General features: G+C 27.9%; 22 protein-coding genes and 1 tRNA gene. 2 read left to right on the top strand and 21 right to left on the bottom strand.

Translation table 11 applies throughout. The features are described 5' to 3' along the window. Positions 1–7 precede the first annotated feature (7 nt). From Q1A15_RS03490 to Q1A15_RS03465, 6 genes are all read right to left on the bottom strand, one after another. On the bottom strand, positions 8–196 hold the full coding sequence (locus Q1A15_RS03490) for a hypothetical protein (protein ID WP_299618826.1): 189 nt from the start codon (positions 194–196) through the stop codon (positions 8–10). 12 nt (positions 197–208) lie between these two features. After that, complete coding sequence (locus Q1A15_RS03485; RefSeq protein WP_299618824.1) at positions 209–823, bottom strand: hypothetical protein; 615 nt, start codon at positions 821–823, stop codon at positions 209–211. Beyond that, entirely contained in the window at positions 801–932 is a 132-nt protein-coding gene (locus Q1A15_RS03480) for a hypothetical protein (protein WP_299618822.1), read from the bottom strand. The genes Q1A15_RS03485 and Q1A15_RS03480 overlap by 23 nt, the downstream gene beginning before the upstream one ends. A 143-nt stretch (positions 933–1075) precedes the next feature. After that, positions 1076–1372, bottom strand: coding sequence for a hypothetical protein (locus Q1A15_RS03475; protein WP_299618819.1), 297 nt, complete (start codon positions 1370–1372; stop codon positions 1076–1078). Between the two features lie 9 nt (positions 1373–1381). Next, complete coding sequence (locus tag Q1A15_RS03470; RefSeq protein ID WP_299618816.1) at positions 1382–3250, bottom strand: hypothetical protein; 1869 nt, start codon at positions 3248–3250, stop codon at positions 1382–1384. Between the two features lie 237 nt (positions 3251–3487). Further along, complete coding sequence (locus tag Q1A15_RS03465) at positions 3488–3742, bottom strand: hypothetical protein (RefSeq protein WP_299618813.1); 255 nt, start codon at positions 3740–3742, stop codon at positions 3488–3490. 108 nt (positions 3743–3850) lie between these two features. On the opposite strand from Q1A15_RS03465, the gene Q1A15_RS03460 reads away from it, so the two are divergent. Beyond that, positions 3851–4564, top strand: a complete 714-nt coding sequence (locus Q1A15_RS03460; protein ID WP_299618810.1) for a S24 family peptidase — start codon at positions 3851–3853, stop codon at positions 4562–4564. Positions 4565–4743: 179 nt separating this feature from the next. Continuing rightward, positions 4744–4827 (top strand) — tRNA-Leu (locus Q1A15_RS03455). A 27-nt stretch (positions 4828–4854) separates the two neighbouring features. Here Q1A15_RS03455 and purD read toward each other — a convergent pair. The 15 genes from purD to Q1A15_RS03380 form a co-directional block, all read right to left on the bottom strand. Beyond that, positions 4855–6126 carry a phosphoribosylamine--glycine ligase gene (gene purD / locus Q1A15_RS03450; protein ID WP_299618807.1) on the bottom strand — a complete coding sequence of 424 codons (1272 nt, stop codon included), beginning with the start codon at positions 6124–6126 and terminating at the stop codon, positions 4855–4857. Between the two features lie 36 nt (positions 6127–6162). Then, positions 6163–6918: a glycosyltransferase gene (locus Q1A15_RS03445; RefSeq protein ID WP_299618805.1), complete on the bottom strand. Its 756-nt coding sequence runs from the start codon at positions 6916–6918 to the stop codon at positions 6163–6165. Continuing rightward, on the bottom strand, positions 6918–8273 hold the full coding sequence (locus Q1A15_RS03440; RefSeq protein ID WP_299618802.1) for an undecaprenyl-phosphate glucose phosphotransferase: 1356 nt from the start codon (positions 8271–8273) through the stop codon (positions 6918–6920). Before Q1A15_RS03440 ends, Q1A15_RS03445 begins: the two co-directional genes overlap by 1 nt. A 6-nt stretch (positions 8274–8279) precedes the next feature. Next, a complete protein-coding gene (locus tag Q1A15_RS03435) occupies positions 8280–9452 on the bottom strand; it encodes a glycosyltransferase (RefSeq protein ID WP_299618799.1) in 1173 nt (390 codons plus the stop codon). Between the two features lie 17 nt (positions 9453–9469). Next, positions 9470–10018: a putative colanic acid biosynthesis acetyltransferase gene (locus Q1A15_RS03430; RefSeq protein ID WP_299618797.1), complete on the bottom strand. Its 549-nt coding sequence runs from the start codon at positions 10016–10018 to the stop codon at positions 9470–9472. After that, on the bottom strand, positions 10011–11090 hold the full coding sequence (locus Q1A15_RS03425) for a glycosyltransferase family 4 protein (RefSeq protein WP_299618794.1): 1080 nt from the start codon (positions 11088–11090) through the stop codon (positions 10011–10013). The genes Q1A15_RS03430 and Q1A15_RS03425 overlap by 8 nt, the downstream gene beginning before the upstream one ends. After that, entirely contained in the window at positions 11080–12285 is a 1206-nt protein-coding gene (locus Q1A15_RS03420; RefSeq protein WP_299618791.1) for an O-antigen ligase family protein, read from the bottom strand. Before Q1A15_RS03420 ends, Q1A15_RS03425 begins: the two co-directional genes overlap by 11 nt. Then, entirely contained in the window at positions 12286–12891 is a 606-nt protein-coding gene (wzy, locus tag Q1A15_RS03415; protein ID WP_299618788.1) for an O-antigen polysaccharide polymerase Wzy, read from the bottom strand. 805 nt (positions 12892–13696) lie between these two features. Further along, positions 13697–14914, bottom strand: a complete 1218-nt coding sequence (locus tag Q1A15_RS03410) for a hypothetical protein (protein ID WP_299618786.1) — start codon at positions 14912–14914, stop codon at positions 13697–13699. Continuing rightward, positions 14907–16133 carry a hypothetical protein gene (locus Q1A15_RS03405; protein WP_299618783.1) on the bottom strand — a complete coding sequence of 409 codons (1227 nt, stop codon included), beginning with the start codon at positions 16131–16133 and terminating at the stop codon, positions 14907–14909. Before Q1A15_RS03405 ends, Q1A15_RS03410 begins: the two co-directional genes overlap by 8 nt. Before the next feature lies 1 nt (position 16134). Next, the gene (locus tag Q1A15_RS03400; RefSeq protein WP_299618780.1) at positions 16135–17286 is read right to left on the bottom strand and encodes an acylneuraminate cytidylyltransferase; all 1152 of its coding nucleotides are present in this window, start codon (positions 17284–17286) and stop codon (positions 16135–16137) included. Next, positions 17286–18155, bottom strand: a complete 870-nt coding sequence (locus Q1A15_RS03395; RefSeq protein ID WP_299618777.1) for an N-acetylneuraminate synthase family protein — start codon at positions 18153–18155, stop codon at positions 17286–17288. The genes Q1A15_RS03400 and Q1A15_RS03395 overlap by 1 nt, the downstream gene beginning before the upstream one ends. A 2-nt stretch (positions 18156–18157) precedes the next feature. Beyond that, on the bottom strand, positions 18158–19201 hold the full coding sequence (locus Q1A15_RS03390; RefSeq protein WP_299618774.1) for a GDP-L-fucose synthase: 1044 nt from the start codon (positions 19199–19201) through the stop codon (positions 18158–18160). Next, complete coding sequence (gmd, locus tag Q1A15_RS03385) at positions 19194–20309, bottom strand: GDP-mannose 4,6-dehydratase (protein ID WP_299618771.1); 1116 nt, start codon at positions 20307–20309, stop codon at positions 19194–19196. Before gmd ends, Q1A15_RS03390 begins: the two co-directional genes overlap by 8 nt. Positions 20310–20343: 34 nt before the next feature. After that, positions 20344–21390 (bottom strand): hypothetical protein, encoded by a 1047-nt coding sequence (locus Q1A15_RS03380; protein WP_299618768.1) that lies wholly within the window; start codon positions 21388–21390, stop codon positions 20344–20346.

Here is a 21390-nt window from a genome sequence, read left to right as displayed (position 1 = left end):
ATTTCTTTTATTCCAAATCATACACCTCTAAAAACCTTCGCACCTCATTTGGGCGAAGATTTTTTTTAAACTTAGCTATTTCTAGAGGTAAGGCTCTGTTTTCTGCAATAATTTCATTGATGGTGGCTCTTATTTCACGCTCTGGTAAATAATAGTATTTTTCAAACAGCTTCTTTTTGGTGTAAATCCCTTTCATAAATTTTTATTTCTAAATTTCTCGATATTGATATCCTATTATGGTGTCATTTACATCGTATTGATACACTTTAGTTGGTTTTAATACATATTCTGTACTTCCGTACATTAAAATTTCATCAACTAAATTTGGTTTATCAGTTCTGTAGGTATACCTTAGTGTTACTCTTATGATAAAAGTTTCAAATTGGCATAAGTATTCCTCTTCCAGTACTTTTCCGTTTTCTTCTTTTATTCCTCCAATATTTGATTTATGAAGCTTGATAAAAGCCAATAGTTTCTCAAAAGTGTTGGCTTGTAAATAGGCAACATAATTAGGATCATTTTCTTTAGTTAAGGAAGCTTCATTTTTAGTGGCTATTGTTCCATTTAAACTAATAGCTGTGCTCAACTTTCCTAGCAAATCATAAACATCACCATTAAAACTTTCTTCATTAATGCTTTCAATCGTGCTAGCTAGTAAAGAAATTCCCTGAGTTCCATTTGCTGCTGTTATACCATCAGAAATTAAAATTGCGTTTTCCTTACGTGGATGCTTTTGGATATAAACACTAGATAAAATGTGTAATATGTCGTTTTCATTATCTAATAGTAAGATATTTCCGTTAGTTGCTTGTTGTATTTTCATGCTTCTGTTTTAATGTTTCTTTTTCGTTGCACTTTTCTTGCGCTTCTTTGCGCATACGCAAGAAGGCTTCATCTTCCTGCTTTTCCATCCATTTTTGATATGAATTCATTGTTTACTTTTTCTTTAGTTGTTGTAATTATTACCAACAATACTGATTGATTCACTGGCGAGCTTAATGGGTATTTCAGGGTCTCAGAATTTCAATCACGTACTACAAACCCTTTTTCCGTGTTGGCACTATTTTATTATTCTTTACTTACTTGTTATAAGTTCTTTAGTTGAATTGTTATAAAATATTACTTTGTTTGTTACTCCTTTATAAATTGATTTCTCAAAACGTTTATACATACTATCGATAATCAGTTGTATAGGTTTTCGGTTTTTACTCAAAGGACTATACCAAACAGGATTTGCATATCGATTATTGGTAGTTTTGAGTTTTAACTCTGAATTTCCATTTTTTAGCATGATGACCATTTTTATCTTGCTACAATTCGGGCAGGTAATTTTATTTCCTGCTCCGCAAGAACATTTACTATTTTCTTTCATTTATTAATTTTAATTCTTTTCCTTGTTCATAATCTCGATGAGCTGCTCTAAAAACTCATGTGGTAAATTGTCTTTTACATAGTTGTAAAGTTGTTCTGCTGTGTATTTCTTTTTTTTATAAGCGGTTAGAGCATTAACAAATTTCTGTTTTGCACTTTTTTTGCGTTTCCTTGCATTTTCATTGCGCTTATTTACCCTTTGCCGTTGCGCTTTTTTATCTTGATATTTTAAGTGTGAAAGCCAAACTGAATGCAGTCCGAAAAAACCAACTCCATTAGAAGTTTTGCGGTTTACATCGAAGTATAATGAAGGAAATAATGCATTGTGATGATGCTTTTTAAACCATTTGCGAGCAAACTCTAGTTTCCATCGATACTCTTTTAGCTTTTCGATGAGTGTTTCCTTTTGAGTAATTCCACTAAACAATACTTCATTAAGTTGATTAATAGCATTTTTCCAACTTCCTGCGTGAACATCAGTATGTTGTTTCCAAATCTTAGCAGAAGATTTGATAAAATCCTGTATCAAAATTGCTCTAAATTCTTCTGAAGAAACATTTGTATATAGCGCAACTTTGCGCAAATAATGATAAGGAAGCACGGTATAGCTACTATACTTTCCGTTTGATAAGTCTTGCGCCAGTTCTCTATCATCCACTAAACGAGCAAGAAAATTTCGTGTGAGTGTCGTATTTATTCCTTGAGATTTTGGCGTGGTTTTAAAAAAATCAGGTAACAATTTGCGAATCGTTTCTCTGTTTTCTCGCGCCCCAGTTTGCTTAAAAGTATTTATCGCTGTGGTGTTCTTGTAGCTGTCTGCAAGACATACAATCTCATCCGTTTCAGAATAAGAATTATTCTCAACTATGAAATTTTCATAGTCTTTTATTTCTTTTTCTTTTATAAAAGTTCTAGTAGTATCATTATTATGAGGTAACTTTTTCCCACTTGATATATTAACTAATTCATTTTGTGTGATTTGTTTCTTTGGTGGATTTCCGTCTAAAACTTGAACAATTTCAGGGTTAAAATTCACTGAAATTGGCTTGTTTTGGTTTACATAGGTATAGTTAATTAATACACCTGCTTCTCGTAAACGTTTAATATGATTTTGTGCTGTTTTCTTACAAAAACTTAGCCTTGGTATTCCTGCAATGGTATGTGTTGCTAATTTGCGGTTGTCTATCTTTAGTTTAGGTAAAGCATTTTTATAAACGCTGGTAGATCTATTAACAGCTTTTAAATAGGTATTGCGCTCTTTTAATTGCGCAATGTAAAATCCTACCAACACATTAAAAACGATTTCAGTAGCATACTTAATTGTTTGAGTACGTTTCTTAGGTAAAATAGTTGCTTTTAGTTCCGTGTTAATCTGTTCAACAGCTTTATTATATTCAAAAGGAAGTAAACCTTCAGAGTTACTCTTTATAGCTTCAATTCTTTTTAAATCATTTGAAGATATGTTTTGAGGAGACACAACACTTTTATTGTACTTAACAATTTCCTTATTTGCTTTCGCAACTTTAGTGTTGTAGTTATGTACATACTGACGATACTTATCCATTGCGTTTTTCATCCCATCTTTATCTAGGTAGGGAAAATTGATGTATTGATAAGGCGTTGCTTTTTTTTGCGTATGCGCAATTTCTCTTTTTGTAAGTAACAATCCGTGAGTTTCATTAAAGGATTCAACAGCTTTGTTATACTGTTTGTCATTTAGCTTGTTTCGTTTTGCATTGTCCTGAAATAGTTTAACTGTCTGTCTGGTAACTATATCCAATTTATGACTAGCCAAATACTCTTTAACTTGGCTATTATAATTACCAATTGAGGTAAAATTATTTGTACTCTTTATAGGTTTTTCCGCTTCTTTTTTCATAGATTTGAGTAATTAAACAATTTACTATCGACGGGTAGTATATTTTTTCTTTTTCATAGCAATTTTCCTAGTCCTCCCATGAAGACTAGGTTTTTTTTGCTCTTTATTTGGCAAGCAATAAAATTGTAATGATTAGTTAATGTGTTATAACTAGTAATTGCGGGGGAGATTCTCTTGTAATTGGATAAGCAAACCCACAATTCGATTGTGGGTTGCTTGTTGTTAGATAAGAAGTACTTATCCTGTGGTACTGTAAACCTTTTTCTTCTTCTCTTTCATTTTTTTTAATCGTTGTCTCACTTCTTGATTGTGATTCTTTTTTAGTAATTGATAAAAATATTCCTCACTATAAGGATGATTATTAACTCTCTTTTTCTCTTCTTTTTTTACTTCAACTTTTTCACTAGATATAACCGACAAAAACAAGGCTCTCTCATCTGGAGAAAGCTGCCCAAAATGCTGCATTGTTAATGTTAAGTTATTCTTTTTCATAGCGATTAAAACGTCAAACGTCGTTAAAAATTAAATTTTATCGTATATTTGACAGAATTATGATGCAAATATAACGACAAAAGTCGTTTAAAAACAAATCGAAAAACGATGAATGTCGCTACTTTTAAACATAGGCTATTACACTATCTTGACTACAAGGGAATTAGTAAGAAAGATTTTTATGATACAACGTCAATAAAAAGAGGTTTCCTAGATACCAATAAACTGACAAGGTCTGTTTCCGATACTTATATCTCAATAATTCTCGACATTTATGATGATATCAATTTCCTATGGCTTTTAAAAGGAGAAGGAAAGATGTTAAAGCAAGACAAGAAATCGGAAAAAAATGACGCGATTTGGGTAGAATATGAAAGGTTTAAACTAGTTCCGCTTATAAACAAAAGAGCTAGAGCGGGATTTTTATCAGGATGGGAAGATGATGAATATATTGATGAACTACCAAAAATTCCGTGGGAAGTAGACAGAGAATATAAAGGGAATTATTTAACTTTTGAAGTTGTAGGAGATAGTATGGAATGTGATAATCCTAGAGAAAGTATTTTAGAAGGAGATTTACTCTTAGGTAGAGAAGTAAGAAAAGAATATTGGTCTAGTAAATTACACATCAATAAATGGGATTTCATAGTCGTTCATAAAACAGAAGGAATACTAGTAAAAAGAATCATAGAACACGAAGTAGAGACAGGAAAGTTGATACTACATAGCCTAAACCCCTATTACGAAAACCAAGAGGTGTATATGCAAGATTTGAATGGTATATACAACATAGTGGATATAAAAAGAAGTAGAAGAAGATAAATTTTTTCTAGTGTTTATATAGGATTTATGTATATATTTGAATCCTCAAAACAGTACCTTAAAAAGTACCTGTAAATTTGAAAAAAGTAAAAATATAGTAAAAACTGACAATTTAAGATTTTTATCTTTTTTAGTTTAAGTTCAGAAAGTTATCTAATTTTTACGACTATATACTACTAGCCAAAGTGGTGGAATTGGTAGACACGTCGGATTCAAAATCCGATGCTCATTAGAGCGTGTGGGTTCGAGTCCCACCTTTGGTACAATAACTTTTTACAGGTTAAAAATTTCTATAAATCGAATCCAATATCTTTTCTGTAGTTCATTTTATCAAATGAAATCTTGTCGATATTTTTATAAGACTTAGCTAAAGCATCTTTAATAGTGTCTCCAAAAGACGTTATTGCCATAACTCTTCCACCGCTTGTTACTACTTCTGTATCGTCTATTTTAGTTCCGGCATGAAAAACGATAGAATCTTCAATTCCTTCGAAACCAGAAATTACTTTTCCTTTTTCGTATGCTTCAGGATATCCACCAGAGACTAACATTACTGTAGTTGCAGTTTGTGAAGTTACTTCATAAGTTTTCTCATGTAAGTTTTGATTGGCAACTCCTTCAAATAAATCAAATAAATCAGAATTGATTCTAGGTAAAACAACTTCAGTTTCAGGATCTCCCATTCTTACATTGTACTCAATAACAAAAGGATCACCAGCAACATTCATTAAACCAATAAATATAAATCCTCTATAATCGATCCCATCTTTTTGTAAACCGTCAACAGTTGGTTTTATAATTCGATCTTCAACTTTAGTAAGAAAATCAGCATCAGCAAAAGGTACAGGAGAAATTGCTCCCATTCCACCGGTATTTAAGCCAGTATCTCCTTCACCAATTCTTTTATAATCTTTAGCAGAAGGTAAAACTTTATAACTTTTTCCATCGGTAAGTACAAAAACAGAAAGTTCAATTCCTTTCAAGAATTCTTCGATAACTACCGTAGCAGAAGCATCTCCAAATTTTTGATTGGTTAACATTTCTTTTAACTCAGTTTTAGCTTCTTCAATATTATCTAAAATTAAAACTCCTTTTCCAGCAGCTAAACCATCAGCTTTTAAAACAAAAGGAGGATTTAAGGTTTCTAAAAAAGCATATCCATCTTCTAAAGAATCTTGAGTAAACGATTGATATTTTGCAGTAGGAATATTGTGTTTCTCCATAAATTGTTTAGAGAAATCTTTACTTCCTTCTAATAAAGCACCATCTTTTTTAGGTCCGATTACAGGAATGTTTTTTAGTTGATCATCCGCTAAAAAGAAATCGTGAACTCCTTCTACTAAAGGTGCTTCTGGACCCACAACAACCATGTTAATTTCATGTTCTAAAACGGCTGTTTTTACGGCAGAAAAATCAGTCGGATTAATGCTTAAGTTTTTAGCAATTTTATCTGTTCCTGCATTTCCAGGCGCTACGAAAACTTGATTAACTTTTTTACTTTGAGATAGTTTGTAAGTAAATGCATGTTCTCTACCTCCAGAACCTAAAACTAAAATATTCATGTGTGTTGTGTTGTTATTTGGCTGCAAATATAGGTATTACCACTTTACGAAATACTTAAAAGCTGAAGATAAATGGTAAAGAAATAATTTGATATTTTTAGATGATTCTTGTTTTAAAACATGTGAAACTTTTACCTTAGGATAGTATAACTTTTTCTTACCGATCTGGTCTATTTTTTTACAAATATCAATGTCTTCCATATATAAGAAGTAACGCTCATCAAAACCATTTAAAGCTATAAAATCGTTAGTTTTAAATAACATAAAACAACCATGTATAGCTTCAGGAAAGAATGGTTTATCTAGGTCTTTATTTCTATATTCTTGATCATAAACCCTGCTTTTATAAATGTTTAACCTTCTAATAATTAAATCAAAAAAAGTAGGATACTTCCTTACATTGTATTGGTGTTTTCCATTTTGGAATTGAATTTTAGGTGTGATCATAGCTAGGTTAGATTCACTCTTTAATTTTTCAACTAAATGTTGTATAACTTTAGGTTCAAAGGTTACATCTGGATTTAAAACTAAATGATATTTTGAGTTTTTTATTTTATCTGATACAATATTTTGAGCCTTTGCAAAACCTAAGTTTTTATTGTTAAAAATATAAGTAATATCAGGATGGTTTTTTAACGATAGAGGTATATTTAGTTGAGGTGAATTATCTACTAAAAAAAGGTGTTTTGTAAAATTAGAAATATTTAAAAAGGAATTAACAGCGTTTTCTAAATCATTGATATTCTCATTATATAATACAATACAAGCAGTTATTTCGATATTATTATTCATCAATAAGCATTTTCATCACCTTTAAAAACATTTAATACAGTACTAACAACGATTTTTATATCTAACATAAACGACCAGTTTTCTATATAAAAAATATCCAAGCGAACTCTATTCTTAATATCTGATTTCTTTTTTATTTCACCTCTATAGCCACTAATTTGTGCTAAACCGGTTATACCTGGTTTTACTGCGTGTCTTTCTAAATAATTGTCCACATCTTTTTGATATTCAAGAGCTAAACTTTCTAAATGTGGTCGAGGTCCGACTACACTCATATCTCCTAATAAAACATTAAAAAACTGTGGGATTTCATCTAAACTAGTTTTTCTTATGAATTTACCTATAGGAGTAATCCTACTATCATTTTTTATAGCGTGTACCTTGTTTGCTTGTTTGTTTATGTACATAGATCTGAACTTATAACAAACAAATTCATTTCCATTAAACCCTTCTCGTTCTTGTTTAAATATTGCAGGCCCTCTAGATTCAATCTTTATTAAAATCCATAATACAGGATACAACCAAGAAATAATAAACAAACAAACAAATGAAGAAAAGAGAATGTCGAATACACGTTTGATGATTCTATTTTCAATTAAATCGAAAGGAAGTTTTTTAACACTTAATACTTTTAATGTATCATCATAAAACTCTACATTTCTACTTTTACTATAAAACTCTTTAGAATCAGGAATTAACTTTAAAGTTATATTGTGTAAACTGGTATACTTAGTAAGTTTTTTCACTTGTGCTTTCTTTAAATTTGAAAGAGTAGCATATATTTCATCAATTTCATTAAGCTTAAGAAAGTCGTATAGTTCACTTTCATTACCTAAGTAATTCGAATCATCAGTTATTTTATTTGAAAAATAACCTAAGAAAGAATATCCTAGACTAGCCCTATTTTGAAAAAGCTTGATCATTTTTTTTGTGGTATCATCCTTTTCAAAGAAAATTACCTTTTTAAAATTACTTCCAAACTGTCTTATTTTTTTTAATATCAGAAAAGAAATAAGTTTAAATAAAGCTAAAGATCCTAAGGTGATTATTAAAGTTTTAAATTGTGTATTAACAACTTCTCCCTCCTTAAAAATTCCGAAATAAGCAAAAAAACCAAGTGTGAAAAATAAAGCCTGAACTACTGTTAATCGTAATAACCTATAAAAATTTGTGAACCTGTAAACTTTATAATAATTGGTGAATATTGAAGTAACACACCAAAAAACAGAAATGTAAGCGTTAAATTGTAGGCTTTGATGAATTTTTTCAAAAACAAAATATACAACTATATTGATAAGTAGTAAATCTACTATCAGAAGTAAAATATAGGTGTTTTTAATCAGCTTTGAAATCAATCTTAATTAGTTTAATATTTTATCAATCATTGAATCAATAAGAAATAATTTTTTACTTATTTCTATTTGACCTGATTTATTAAAATCATCCTTTAGTAATGTTTCAAATATATCTTTAATTTTTTCAGTATCCCAAGATGAAACTATTGTTTTAAAGTTATTTTTTTTAAATAAAAGTTCAATTTCACTTCCTTCATCTGTAATACAAACAACGTTAACTCCACTTACTAATAAATTTGGAAGTTTAGAAGGAAGAGAACCCTTAGATGTACCTGCTAGTTGCGGTACAATTTGAATGTCGCTTCTACGATATAATTCTTCAATATTTTTTTTAGGAACTAAAGCATGAAATTTAATCTTATTATTATTGTTTTTTTCTTTTAGTTCTTCGAAGTGATTCCCTTGAGAAAAAATATGAAACATAACTCCATTAAGTTGTTCAGAGCAAAAATCAAATAAATTATATAAACCTTTTGGATTTTGCTTTTCTCCTAATGCACCAGAATATACAATATGTTTATGTGTGTTAGGTAATATAATTTCTAGATCGTTTGTGAAATTTTCCGAATTAATTGTGATAAAAGGATATTGAACTTTTAATTTATAATCAGGTAAATCATAAATCTCTTTAGCAAAATCTTTCATTTCCTGAGATAAGAAAATTAATGAATCACAAGATTTGTAACACCCTTTTTCTACAAAATGAATAGATTTAGCAATTATTTTACTTATTATACTTGTTTTTTGATTTGCATATATTTCTTGTAAATCATGAACCATTCCAGCTTTTTTTGTATTTTTTTTGAGGAAAAACTGAGTAATATAAAAAGCTAGACTAGGAGGAAAAACAGGAATAATAATATCTGTGTTTTTTCTTAATTTTAAAATGTTTCTTAATATAAAAAGTGAAAAACTTGTTTCTAAAATAACTCTACGTAAAGTAGCATTATTTGGAAGACAAAGGAAACTTCCTCCGCGGATTATTTCAATACCATCAATTTGTTCTGAACTTCTACTGATTTTCCAACTCGGATAAAAAGGATGAAAACATAATACTCTTACATGATGTCCTTTTTCTTTTAGAGCAAGAGCCATTTCAGTATTAAATTTTCCAGTAGAAATTGGCTCAGGAAAAAAGAAAGGTGAAATTATAGTTATGTTTAATTGATTATTGATCATGTAAAGTGGTTATAGAATTAATTTCTATCTTTTACTATTTTTAAAGGGTTTCCGTAGCAAATTTTATTTGCAGGAATATTTTTATATACACTACTTCTAGAGCCAATAACAGATTGTTTACCAATAGTAATTCCAGGAGCAACAAAAACATCTGTAGCTAGCCAACATTCATCTTCAATATTAATTTCTTTAGCGTAAATAGGAAAGGAGGGAATGGTATAGTCATGAGATCCTGTACAGATATATGATTTTTGAGAGATAACCACATTATTCCCAATGATAATATTTCCTAAATTATATAGAACAACATCGTCACCAATCCATGAATAATCGCCAATGTTTAATTTCCATGGATAAGTAACTCTAACTGTTGGTCGAATAATAACATTCTTACCAATTTTAGCTCCAAACAAACGTAATAAAAAACGTCTCCATCCATATAAAAACTGTGGGGAAGTTCTAAAAAGGACGCTTTGAACAATCCACCAAAGTTGAACTATAAATGGATTTCTTCCTCTAAAATTTTTTGGTAACTTAAATGTGTTTAAATCTTGTTTTTTATGCATTCAATATTTTAATAAAATTCCCTTTAAAGCGGTCCAGTGAAAATTTCTGTTGAAAATACGTACTGTTATTTTGAGCTATTTCTTTGAGTTCATTTAAGTTTAAGCTTAAATCAAGTACTGCTTTATATATACTTTCTATACTTTGTTGTTCTACAAATTTACCATGAATATTTTGATCAATAATATCTGTTATGCCTGCATGTTTAGTTGTTATGATATAATTTTGACTAGCTAATGCTTCTAATATTGAAATAGGCTGACCTTCCATTTTATAAAAGGTTGGTAAAATGAAAGTATTACTCCAAAGAAGTAATTCTTTCTTATTATTTCCATTCACAACACCAATATATTCGGTATGATTTAATTTGTTTAGTTTTTTAACAATTATATTTTTTAAATTTTCGTCAATGTTACCTGCAATTTTAGCTTCATAATTTATTTTATTTTTTTCCAGTTTTTTTAAAGCATCTAATAGAAAAAGAATTCCTTTTTCTTGCATAAGATTACTTAAAAAAACAAGCTTTACTTTTTCGAATTCCTTCTTTGTTTCTCCTATTTTTAGGTAATCTTCAGCAAAATTATAAAGAATAAATATTTTTTCATCTTCAATAAATGGAGATAAATTTCTTTTTAAAGATTCTGATAAAACTATTCCTTTTGAGAATTTAGATATTAGATTTTTAAAAACACGTTTTTTAATCCCTTGTAAACTATTATAACAATCAATCAAATGATTTCCATGAACGTGAATAATAAGTTCTTTTCTTAAGAACTTTGATAACAGAATGAAAACTGAATATTTTATTATTCCAAAAAAAGTTTGACCAGGAGTAATGTAAATAATATTATTTTTTAAAACTTTATATAAGTTGAAATTTAGTTTTAGATAAAAGAACATTTTTTTTAAAGAGAATGAACCTAAATCTTCACTGAAATTAGGATTAGAGGTATTGATAAAAGAAACATCAAAATTTTCTGTTTCTTTTAATAAGTCTCTTACAATTTTATTTGCTAATGACACACCAGATATAGGGTCAGGAAAAGGACCAATTAGTAATACCTTACTTTTCATTATCAAGTATATAATTCTTTAAACCAAAAAAACAAATAAAGAAACTAAAATAAATCACTCCATTTTCTCTTTCAAGTATACTTTCAGTCATCATATTAAATAGATAAAAAAGACAAATAATGATAAAAAGATGATTATTATTTACGTAGGATAACCGTATGTTATAAAACTGCACTAATAAAAAGATTGAAAGTAAAAACAAACCACCAATCAGTAAAAAACTGATGTATTGATTATGAGCGTTAAATTGCCTTTTAATTAGAACTTTATTTTTGTAGCTGTTTATTAAAGCTGAATTGAAGTCACCTATCCCATAACCAAAAAATAAAGATTCTTTTATAGGCTTTAAAGAGGATTTGTAAATCTCAGCTCTAATATTAGTAGAATTCATATTTTTCTCGGTTAACTTCTCAATATTTAGTATTTCAGAAAACTTAGTTTTAACTTTTGGTACTATTAAAAACGATGAAACAACAAAAATTATTAACGATATAGATGTTATTATTTTAAATTTCCTCTTGAGAAGAAAAGTAATAGAGTACAATAAAATTAATATTAAAGATAAAATAGGACCTTTTCTCATTAAAATAAACAAGAAAAAGAAAAGTAAAATTATGGATATAAGCGTAACTATCTTTCGTTTTTTATTATATAAATAAATGCTGAAAATTAAAGAAATACATAAGTGAATAGAAAGATAAATAGGATGGATATTATATTTATGTAATCTTTCATTTACTATTATAACATAGTGTTTTATTACATTAAAAAAAGCAAGATCATTAATACAATATCCTAAAAATATTGTAAGATTAAATAATAGAACAGAGTAAATATAAACTTGTAGAAGTTTTTCTTTATGGTTATAAATTTTAATGTAGTTTTCTTTAGAGATTAAGGAAAATACTAAAGGAAATAGGAAAAGAGAAAGCATTGTCTGTAATTTTAACGATGCTTGTTGGATATTATGAGAATAAAATAAAGTGCTAATCATTAACAAATAAACACTACTGTTTATTAAAAAAAAACGCCAATTGATTTTATTTTTTTTAATAATAGCATGTGTTAGAATTGTTACAGAAAATATAGCTATAGCTAATGATTTTATATTTCTAGGGAATAATATCAAAGAGAACATAATTATGAAAACGTAAGGAATACTTTTCTCTTTTAAAAATTTGTAAAGTGTTTTCATTTATCTTTTTACTATGTTTTTAATTATATATTCTATGAAATTAGGTAAGTAAACTACAGCTATTAATGGAGCAATATAATATGAAAATCCATTCGTAAAGTCGCCTCTCAAAAAAAATAATAAATGCATTGCAAAGTAAAATGACATTATTCTTTTTAAATGATTTTTAGATTTAATCCACTGTAACATTATGATCAATATATATGCTAATATTATAGGGTAAATAATAACTCCAATTAACCCAAAGTTTAAGAAACCTTCTGAAACATAAGGATTAGATAAGTTTGTGAAATTGAACCCAAAATCGTTAACTAAATAATCACCTACTAATTCTCCTGAAGACACTGGCTTAGAAGTCCAGAAACTTCTAGGAACAAAAAATAGAAGTCCACCTAAGAGTTGGTAGCCAAAAGAGAATCCATTTTTATCAACATAATCTATTGAGGCTGTAAAATTGAAAAAGGCATCATAATTTAAAGTATTGAAAGCTTTAATTATACCTCCTCCTTTCATTTGATTTATAAGTATTAAAGGGTTATTATAAATTTCAGCTAAAGTAGCATCAGAGTGAGTGATTATAGCTGTTAGTGGAAATACTATAATCATAGAAAAAAACAAAAAAGATAATGTTTTTACATTGCTGTTTAGTAATTTAGGGAAAAACAGAAAAATCAAACATATGTACAACGGACCCAACGCATTTCTTTTTTCAGTTAATGGATTTTTAAACCAAAACAAAAGCACAAAGAAGATCACAAAAAAGGTAGAAATAATTATGTAATTTACAAGTTGTTTTTTTTGTGATTTAATATATTTTATACACAATACAAGACCCGTAAAAGGTATCATGAATATAAATTTTTTATTAATTAAAACTTTTGCTTTTGACGTTTCTTGAGATTTTAACCAATTAGGATTAAAAAATTCATCTTTTATAAAAGAGTAACTACTTAAAAAACCTAGTAATGATATAATTAAAAGAATGGATAAAATAACTGGAAGATATTTTTTTGACGTTTCTTTTAAAGAAGTATTCTCTGTGTTTAAAATCTTTTTTTTCAGTGTAATGTAGAAGCAAATAAAAATTATATTGAATATTATAATTAGTGTATTAGCATAAACTACTAAGTTCTCTTTGTAGATAAAAAAATTGACTAGTCTACTGCCTCCTACTCCAGAAAAAGAGTCTATTTGTGAAATAGGTGCAAGAAGAAAAAATAATAGATAAAAAACTATATAAGAAGATATAAAGGGAGAATAATCTCTCTCATAAAATAAATGATATATAACAACTAAAAGTAAAAATAAATTACTAATAAAGAAAGATATATAAACTTGAAAAGAAGCACTAAATGTTAAAAATATTAAAGCTGTTAAAGCTAAATAAGTTACAAAGAATAAGTTTTTTGCTTTAAACATTTTTAATTAGTTTTTTTTCACCATAAATGTAAAGAAAAGAGCTTTTAAAAAAATATAGTAATATTAAATATATAATGTAATTGTTGTAACCATTAAAAGTTCCTGTAAATGTTATAAAAACAGCAAAAACAAATGCTGAAATATTAAGCAAATTGAAGGTTTTAAATTTATCATAAACAAGATAAAAAGGATGGATAACATAATAAAAAGCACTTATTACAAAAAGAATTAAAGTATTTGGAATTTCAACAAATACCTTTTGAATTTCAGGATAATTACCAAATAGATTTATGTAGTTTAAAGTGTAATAAATTATATATGCACACAAAGAAATTCCCAAATATAAAAGTAATGTCTGATGTTTTACTTTATTAGCAATATCAGGCATTTTATCTGTAATGTGTTTTTTTATTAAAGGATGGTATACTGAGTTTACACCGATACCAATTAGTAAAAAAATATTCCATAAATTTAAGATATAACCAATTCTTAGAACAATCTCTGGAGTTGAATATATTTTTGCAAGATTTATAAATCCTAAACCAGAAATCCAACCTAAAATACTTATTGAAAATAGATTCAACATTTTCTTCCATTCATTAACAGTGAAGTTTAAAAAACGAAATTTTGTAATATTAAATTTGAATAGGGTTATCAGTGTTATAATAATTAAGAAACCTATAGATTTTCCTAAAAAGAATGCTAATACTTTGTTTTCTATTATTAAAGAGGATGTTAAAATAGATAGAAAAGAGATAAAGTAAAGCGATTGTACTTTAAGAGCTTTATCATGGTCTTCTATCAATTTATAAAAGTTTGTTAGATAGAATATATAACCATTTGTAAAAACATTAAATAGAATACAAGAGAAAATAATTAAACTAGAAACACCATAATATTTATATATAGATTCCTGAAAAAGCCAAAAACTTATGACGTAAAAACAAAGAAATAAAAAAGAAGTAGAAATTAATTTATTTGTTATCCTATTGTAATCTATTACTGTTTTGGAATAAATTATAGTGGGGTTATTTAAAGGAAGTAGTAAATTTAGTAGTTGTTCTAAAGAAAGAAGTAAAAGTATTGTTACATATTGTTCAGAAAAAACACCTACAGCAAAATATAATAGAATTAAATAGTTTAGTCCTTTAGAAGCTCCAGATACGATAATATATTTTAAAGAATTTAAAAAGAAACTTTTATTACTCATCCTTTAAATCGTTTAAAATCTTACCCACAACTTTTGTGATAGAATTACCATCTACTTTTCCGACAGTATTGTATAAATATTTTTGTGTTTCGTTTTTATCTGTTTCTATTGATGAGAAGCTATCTTCAAATGATTTTTTAGAATAAAAGTATTCAATAATGTTGTTAGGATATTTTTCTTCTAAACCACTTGAGACACCCCATCTAGGAGATTTTATTTTTTTATTTAGAAGAAGAGCATAAACAATAACAGACGAAAAATGGCTTATAATAAATTTTGAATGATGTATAAAGTTTTTAAAATCAACATCAGATAAATAAGTGATATTATTTTCTTCAAAAAAGGAAATACATTCTTTAATGTCTCGTCGTGGATGGAGTTTTATAACAAGTGAGGAGCCTTTACTAACAATAATATCGTTTAAATCTTTCAAGAAAGTTAACCATTTATTGTTGTTCCAACCATGTGTTTTAGAAAGTCCATCATCAAAATAACCTATATAATTACTGTTTTTAATATTGTTGGTATTTAAAAAAGTAGTTTTCTCAATAATTTGGGAATTATAAAAAGCATCAAGTTCTGGATTACCTATAACTTCTATCATTTCTTTTGGAAAACCAAAATCTTTAACCATAATTTGATAATCTGAAGGATAAAAGACAAACGATTTGTTAACCTTTAATTCTTCTGAATAAATGGGGAAAAGAGTGTAGTTTGTATGGTTCTTTATTGCTTTGTAAAAGAAAGATATTGTCTTAGTAAAGCTTTTTAACTCTATTAGATAATTGAACAGAGCATATTTATTTTTCTTATTAAATTTTGAAAAAATATTTTTTTTAGAAGAATTTTTTATTGTTTGTTTAACGACCTTAATACTGTCGGAAGGAATTAACATTCCATGTGAAAGATGATAAATTTTAATGTTTAAATCATTACAAATCCTAATCAAAGCTCTATCTATCATAAAAGATAAGTTTAGCATAATAATCGCATCAGGGGCTTCACTTTTTATAATCTTTCGTAATCTTTTTGTTTTGTAAAAAGAAATATCTCTTAAATAGAGACCATCAATTTCTTTGTCAGTTTCAGTAATTTCATCAACAAGAGAAGAGGTATGTAAAAGAATTGTAGAGTAACCATTTTCTTTAAAAATAGGATCTAAACGTAAAAAGTTCCTGTATCCTTTATCCCAATTGTCGTAATAAAGAATTTTTCTCATTTTAATTTGCTAATATTTTTTCCACAAACTCTCTAAAAACACCTTCTCCACCTTTTTTTTCTAATCGTGTTATGTTTACTATTTCTCTTATTTTTTTTGTTGCATTGGCAGGACAAGCAGCAAAACCTACAGCATTTAATAATTCAAAACAATTGATGTCATCTCCGATATATGCAACCTCTTCTAATTTTAAATTATTTTCTTTACAGATCTTTAAGACAGATTCTAATTTTCCTCCAAACTTTTTCCCCTGATACAAAAAGTCAACTTTTAGTTTTCTTGCTCTATTTGAAACAATATTTGTGTTTTCAGAAGTTATAATTCCAGTCTTGATTCCATTTTCTCTTAACAATTGAAATCCCATACCATCGTGAGTATTAAACTTTTTAAGTTCATTACCATCTTCAGTGTAATACATTCCAGCATCAGTTAAAACGCCATCTACATCAGAAATTACTAACTTTATTTTACGCTTCTTTTGATTCAAAATAAATTTCCTCATTAAAGACTCTGCAACAATCCAATCTTCTTCTTCATCAATTTCCACAGCTGTAAATTCAGGCATTTCGCTTATACCAATGTTCCCAGATATTCGATTTTTATTTGTAAGAATGGATTTTACAGTACTTATATAAAAAGCACCATTTTCCATTAACAATCCATCAAAATCTTGTCGTCTAGGTCTATTTTTGAAATCGTAATTCAAAGCTTTTCCGTCGGGTGACCAAAAAAACCTTTTACTTCGAACACAAGATAAAACAGCATCATATTTTTTATTTACAAATAGATTCAATCCGTTTTCAAGATCATTCTTTATTAACATTGGTGAAGTTGCTTGTATCAATATAAAACGATCAGAATCTGATAAGTTTACTTTTGATAAATATTCAAGCATTACACTTTCTGTAGATGAAGTATCTTCTGCATTTTTAGTTTCTCTTTGGTAAATTGTAACTTTTTCTAATTTGAAAGATCTGACAGTTTCTTCTATTTCTAGACTATCTGTAGCTACAACTACTTCATTTATTTGATTTACTTCAAAAGCAGCTTTTATTGTCCAATAAATTAAGGGTTTCCCACAAAACAGTTTAATGTTTTTAAGAGGAATAGATTTACTTCCGCCTCTTGCAGGAATAAAAGCTACTGTTTTCATTACTTTCTATACTTTAGTTTATCTCTTTGTACTTGTTCAATTGCTAAAATTTCAGATTCTTTGTAATTTAAAGATTTGTATGTAGCATTTAAATCTCTACATAATTTTCTCATTCCTGTTGGTTCTAAAGAAGCAGCATGATCAGTACCTTTCCAAGTTCTATCTTTTGTAAAATGTCTTTCTACCCAAGTTGCACCCAATGTGTAGGCAGAATTATCTATAGCGATACCTAAATGATGACCTGAAAAACCTATATCTTTCACACGGTTCCCATACTCTTTTTTTAATCGGTTGATTTCTAGTAAGCAAACATTTTCAAAAGGAACAGGGTATCCTGAAGTACAAGAATAAATAACTAACCTGTTTTTTGCTTGATTGGTTTCTTCAAAAAAAGCTACTATTTTTTTCTCTTCTTCCTGTGTAGTCATTCCAAAAGATAAATGTACTTCTCCTTCAAACTCATCTCTAAGTACCTTTAACATTTCAAAATGGTTGTTACATGCAGAAGGTACTTTCAATAAACTTGGTTTAAAAGTTACCATTTCTTTTGCAGAGGTAGTATCCCAAACAGATGTTGAATATTCAATACCAATAGAGTCACAATGTTCTTTTAGTTTTTTATGTTGTTCAACTGTAAATTCTAAAAATTCTCTATGCGCTCCGTAGGTTTCTCCGTAAGAGTTAGCTGGATTTGGGTGTTTAGCTTTATACTGTTCAGGTGTAAGTAATTCTTTATTATTTCTTTTTTGAAATTTAGCAATATCAGCACCACATTCTTTTGCTAGGTCTAATAACTCAATTGCAATATCGAAGTCTCCTTTATGATTACAACCGATTTCAGCAATTACTTTTGGTTTTTTATAGTTCATTCTTATACTTTTCTATACCATTTATACATTCTATCTATTCCTTCTGTGAGTTCAACTGAGTGTTTCCAATCTAAATTATTTAGTTTAGATACATCTGTAACTTTTCTCATAGTACCATCAGGCTTATTACTATTAAACATTAATGTGCCTGTAAATCCTACTATTTTTTTTATTAGTTGAGCCAATTCTTGTATTGATATTTCTTTTCCTGTACCAATATTTATATGCGTGTTTTTTACTTCTTTAGAATCCTTGATTAAATCTTTAAAATCAACTTTATTCATGATATGAACACAAGCATCAGCCATGTCTTCACTCCATAAAAACTCTCTTTTAGGTTTTCCTGAACCCCAAATTTCAACACTTTCAGAAGATACTCCGAATTTTGACAAGTATGCTTTTGCTTCTTCTATTGAAGTTACATTCAAATCACTAATAATTTTAGATTCTTTTCCTTCAGATAATAATTTAGCTAAATGTATTTTTCTTATTAAAGCTGGTAGTACATGAGACTTTTCTAAATCAAAATTATCATTAGGACCATATAAGTTTGTTGGCATTACAGAAATGAAATTAGTACCATACTGTAAGTTATAACTCTCGCACATTTTTATCCCTGCAATTTTTGCTATTGCATAAGGTTCGTTTGTATATTCTAATTCTCCTGTTAATAATGAGTTTTCCCTTAAGGGTTGAGGTGCTTTTTTAGGATAAATGCAGGTACTCCCTAAAAATAAAAGTTTTTTTACATTATGCTTATAACTTTCATGAATCACATTGTTTTGAATCATCAAATTAGCATATATAAAATCTGCTCTATATGTATTGTTGGCAACAATACCACCAACCTTTGCAGCCGCCAAAAAAACGTATTCAGGTTTTTCTTTTTTGAAGAAAGAAGCGGTTTTAGCTTGATTTGTTAAATCAAGCTCATTATGTGTTCTAGTAATAATATTTGTAAAACCTCTTTGCTTAAGGTTTTTAATAATAGCACTACCTACTAAACCTCTATGTCCTGCAACAAATATTTTGGAAGATTTATTCATAATTATTTAAAATATTATGACCACCTCTTTCCAAATATCGCTCTCGTTCCATTAACTTTAAGTCACTTTCCATCATTTCTCCTACCATATCTTCTAGCGTATATTCTGGAATCCAACCTAATTTTTCTTTTGCTTTTGAAGCATCTCCTATTAATAAATCTACCTCAGTTGGACGATAATAATGAGGATCGATACAAACTACAGTTTTTCCTATCTCTAGGTTGAAATTAGAATTATTACATGATTTTATAATTCCTTTTTCGTTTTTGCCTTCTCCTTCAAATGATAACTCAACACCAATTTCATTAAAAGCCATTTTGACAAAGTCTCTTACTGTAGTTGTTTTACCAGTAGCTATAACCCAATCTTCTGGTTTATCAGTTTGTAAAATCATCCACATCATGCGAACATAATCTTTTGCATGTCCCCAATCTCTTTGAGCATTTAAATTTCCTAAGTATAATTTATCTTGCAAACCATGAGCAATTTTTGAAACAGCTCTGGTAATTTTACGTGTAACAAAAGTTTCTCCGCGTATTGGAGATTCGTGGTTAAATAATATTCCGTTACAACTAAAAATATTATAAGCCTCTCTATAGTTTACAGTAATCCAATAAGCATACATTTTAGCAACACCATAAGGACTTCTTGGGTAAAAAGGTGTTTTTTCTGTTTGTGGAACTTCTTGAACTTTTCCATAAAGTTCAGATGTTGAAGCTTGATAAATTTTGGTTTTATTTTCAAGTTTCAGAATTCGAATAGCTTCTAGTAATCGTAATGTTCCTAACCCATCAACATTAGCGGTATATTCTGGTGTTTCAAAAGAAACATGAACATGACTCATAGCTGCAAGGTTATATATCTCATCAGGTTGAACCTCTTGTAAAATTCTAATGAGGTTAGTACCATCTGTCATATCTCCATAGTGAAGAATAAGATTTCTGTTTTTAGCATGTGGATCTTGATATAAATGATCTATTCGTTTTGTGTTAAAACTAGATGCTCTTCTTTTTATACCATGAACTATATAGTTTTTCTCTAATAAAAGTTCTGCTAAATATGCACCATCTTGACCTGTAATTCCTGTTATTAAAGCTACTTTTTTCATTTTATAAACTAGTTAAAAAGAAGAAAATTTAAGATTATTTATTATCTCTATAAGATTCTAAGTATGAATTTAATTTTAGTAATAATAACCCAGCTATCATTATGATTAAACCTGCTAGTCCGAATTGAAAAGCTTTATTTTTTTCAATTTCTTTTATTTCATGACCTATAGGTTGGAAGTCAGATATAATATTGATTACTTCAGATTTTTCTGATAAATCATCATTAATTTCAATTAAACTTTTATTGATTTTAATATCAGTATCAAATAATCTTAATTCTTTATTAGAGTCATTAGTTCTTTGTCCTAAATCGATATTTGTTCCTGAACTTGTTTTTTTAGCTTCTTCTAATAATACTTTTTTGTATACATAATGAAGAGAATCAGCTTTTTGTAGATTTTTTCTTAATAAAGAATCGGTTCTTAATAAGTTTTGCTTATTAATTTTTTTTAAGTTTTTGAAGTAGTTATTATTAATAATTGAAGAAATAATAGGTCCACTTAACTTAGTAAAAAAATTATTTTTACTAGAAACTACCGATATTTCGTGTACTTTATAATCAAACTTGGTAAAAGCATTTTTAAATTTTTCATAAGAATAGCTTTTTACAGTTGAAGTATCTATAACCTGAATAAGTTCGTCAAATGAAGTTAAAATATCATTTTCGTTAATTATAGGATTTATTTTAAAACTTTTTAATGATTCAGCTTCTTCTGGATTAATGTTGAATATATTAGATAAATTTTTACTTTTCTTTTGCTTAACAAGATCGTTGTAAAATTTTATACTATTATAAAGTTCTCTTGTACTTCCAAAATTTGGTTTTACATAAAGATTTCCTTCAAATTTATCTCCGGATGTGTTTTCTAATAATAGACCAATACCAATACCTATTAAAGAAGCAATACCTAATTTGATAATGTTTTCTTTAAAAAAGAGTAAAATTTCTATGATAAAACTAAAAATAGCTTTAAATATAGTTCCAATGAAATTGAAAAGTTTCGAGAAACCTCGTCCGATTATAACGAACAAAGAACCTAAATCTACTTCTTCACTTTCTTTATGATGTTGATCAGACAT

The organism is uncultured Tenacibaculum sp. (genome assembly GCF_947495995.1).
In the GTDB taxonomy this organism is placed as follows: domain Bacteria; phylum Bacteroidota; class Bacteroidia; order Flavobacteriales; family Flavobacteriaceae; genus Polaribacter.
This window is presented reverse-complemented; position numbering and strand designations above follow the sequence as displayed.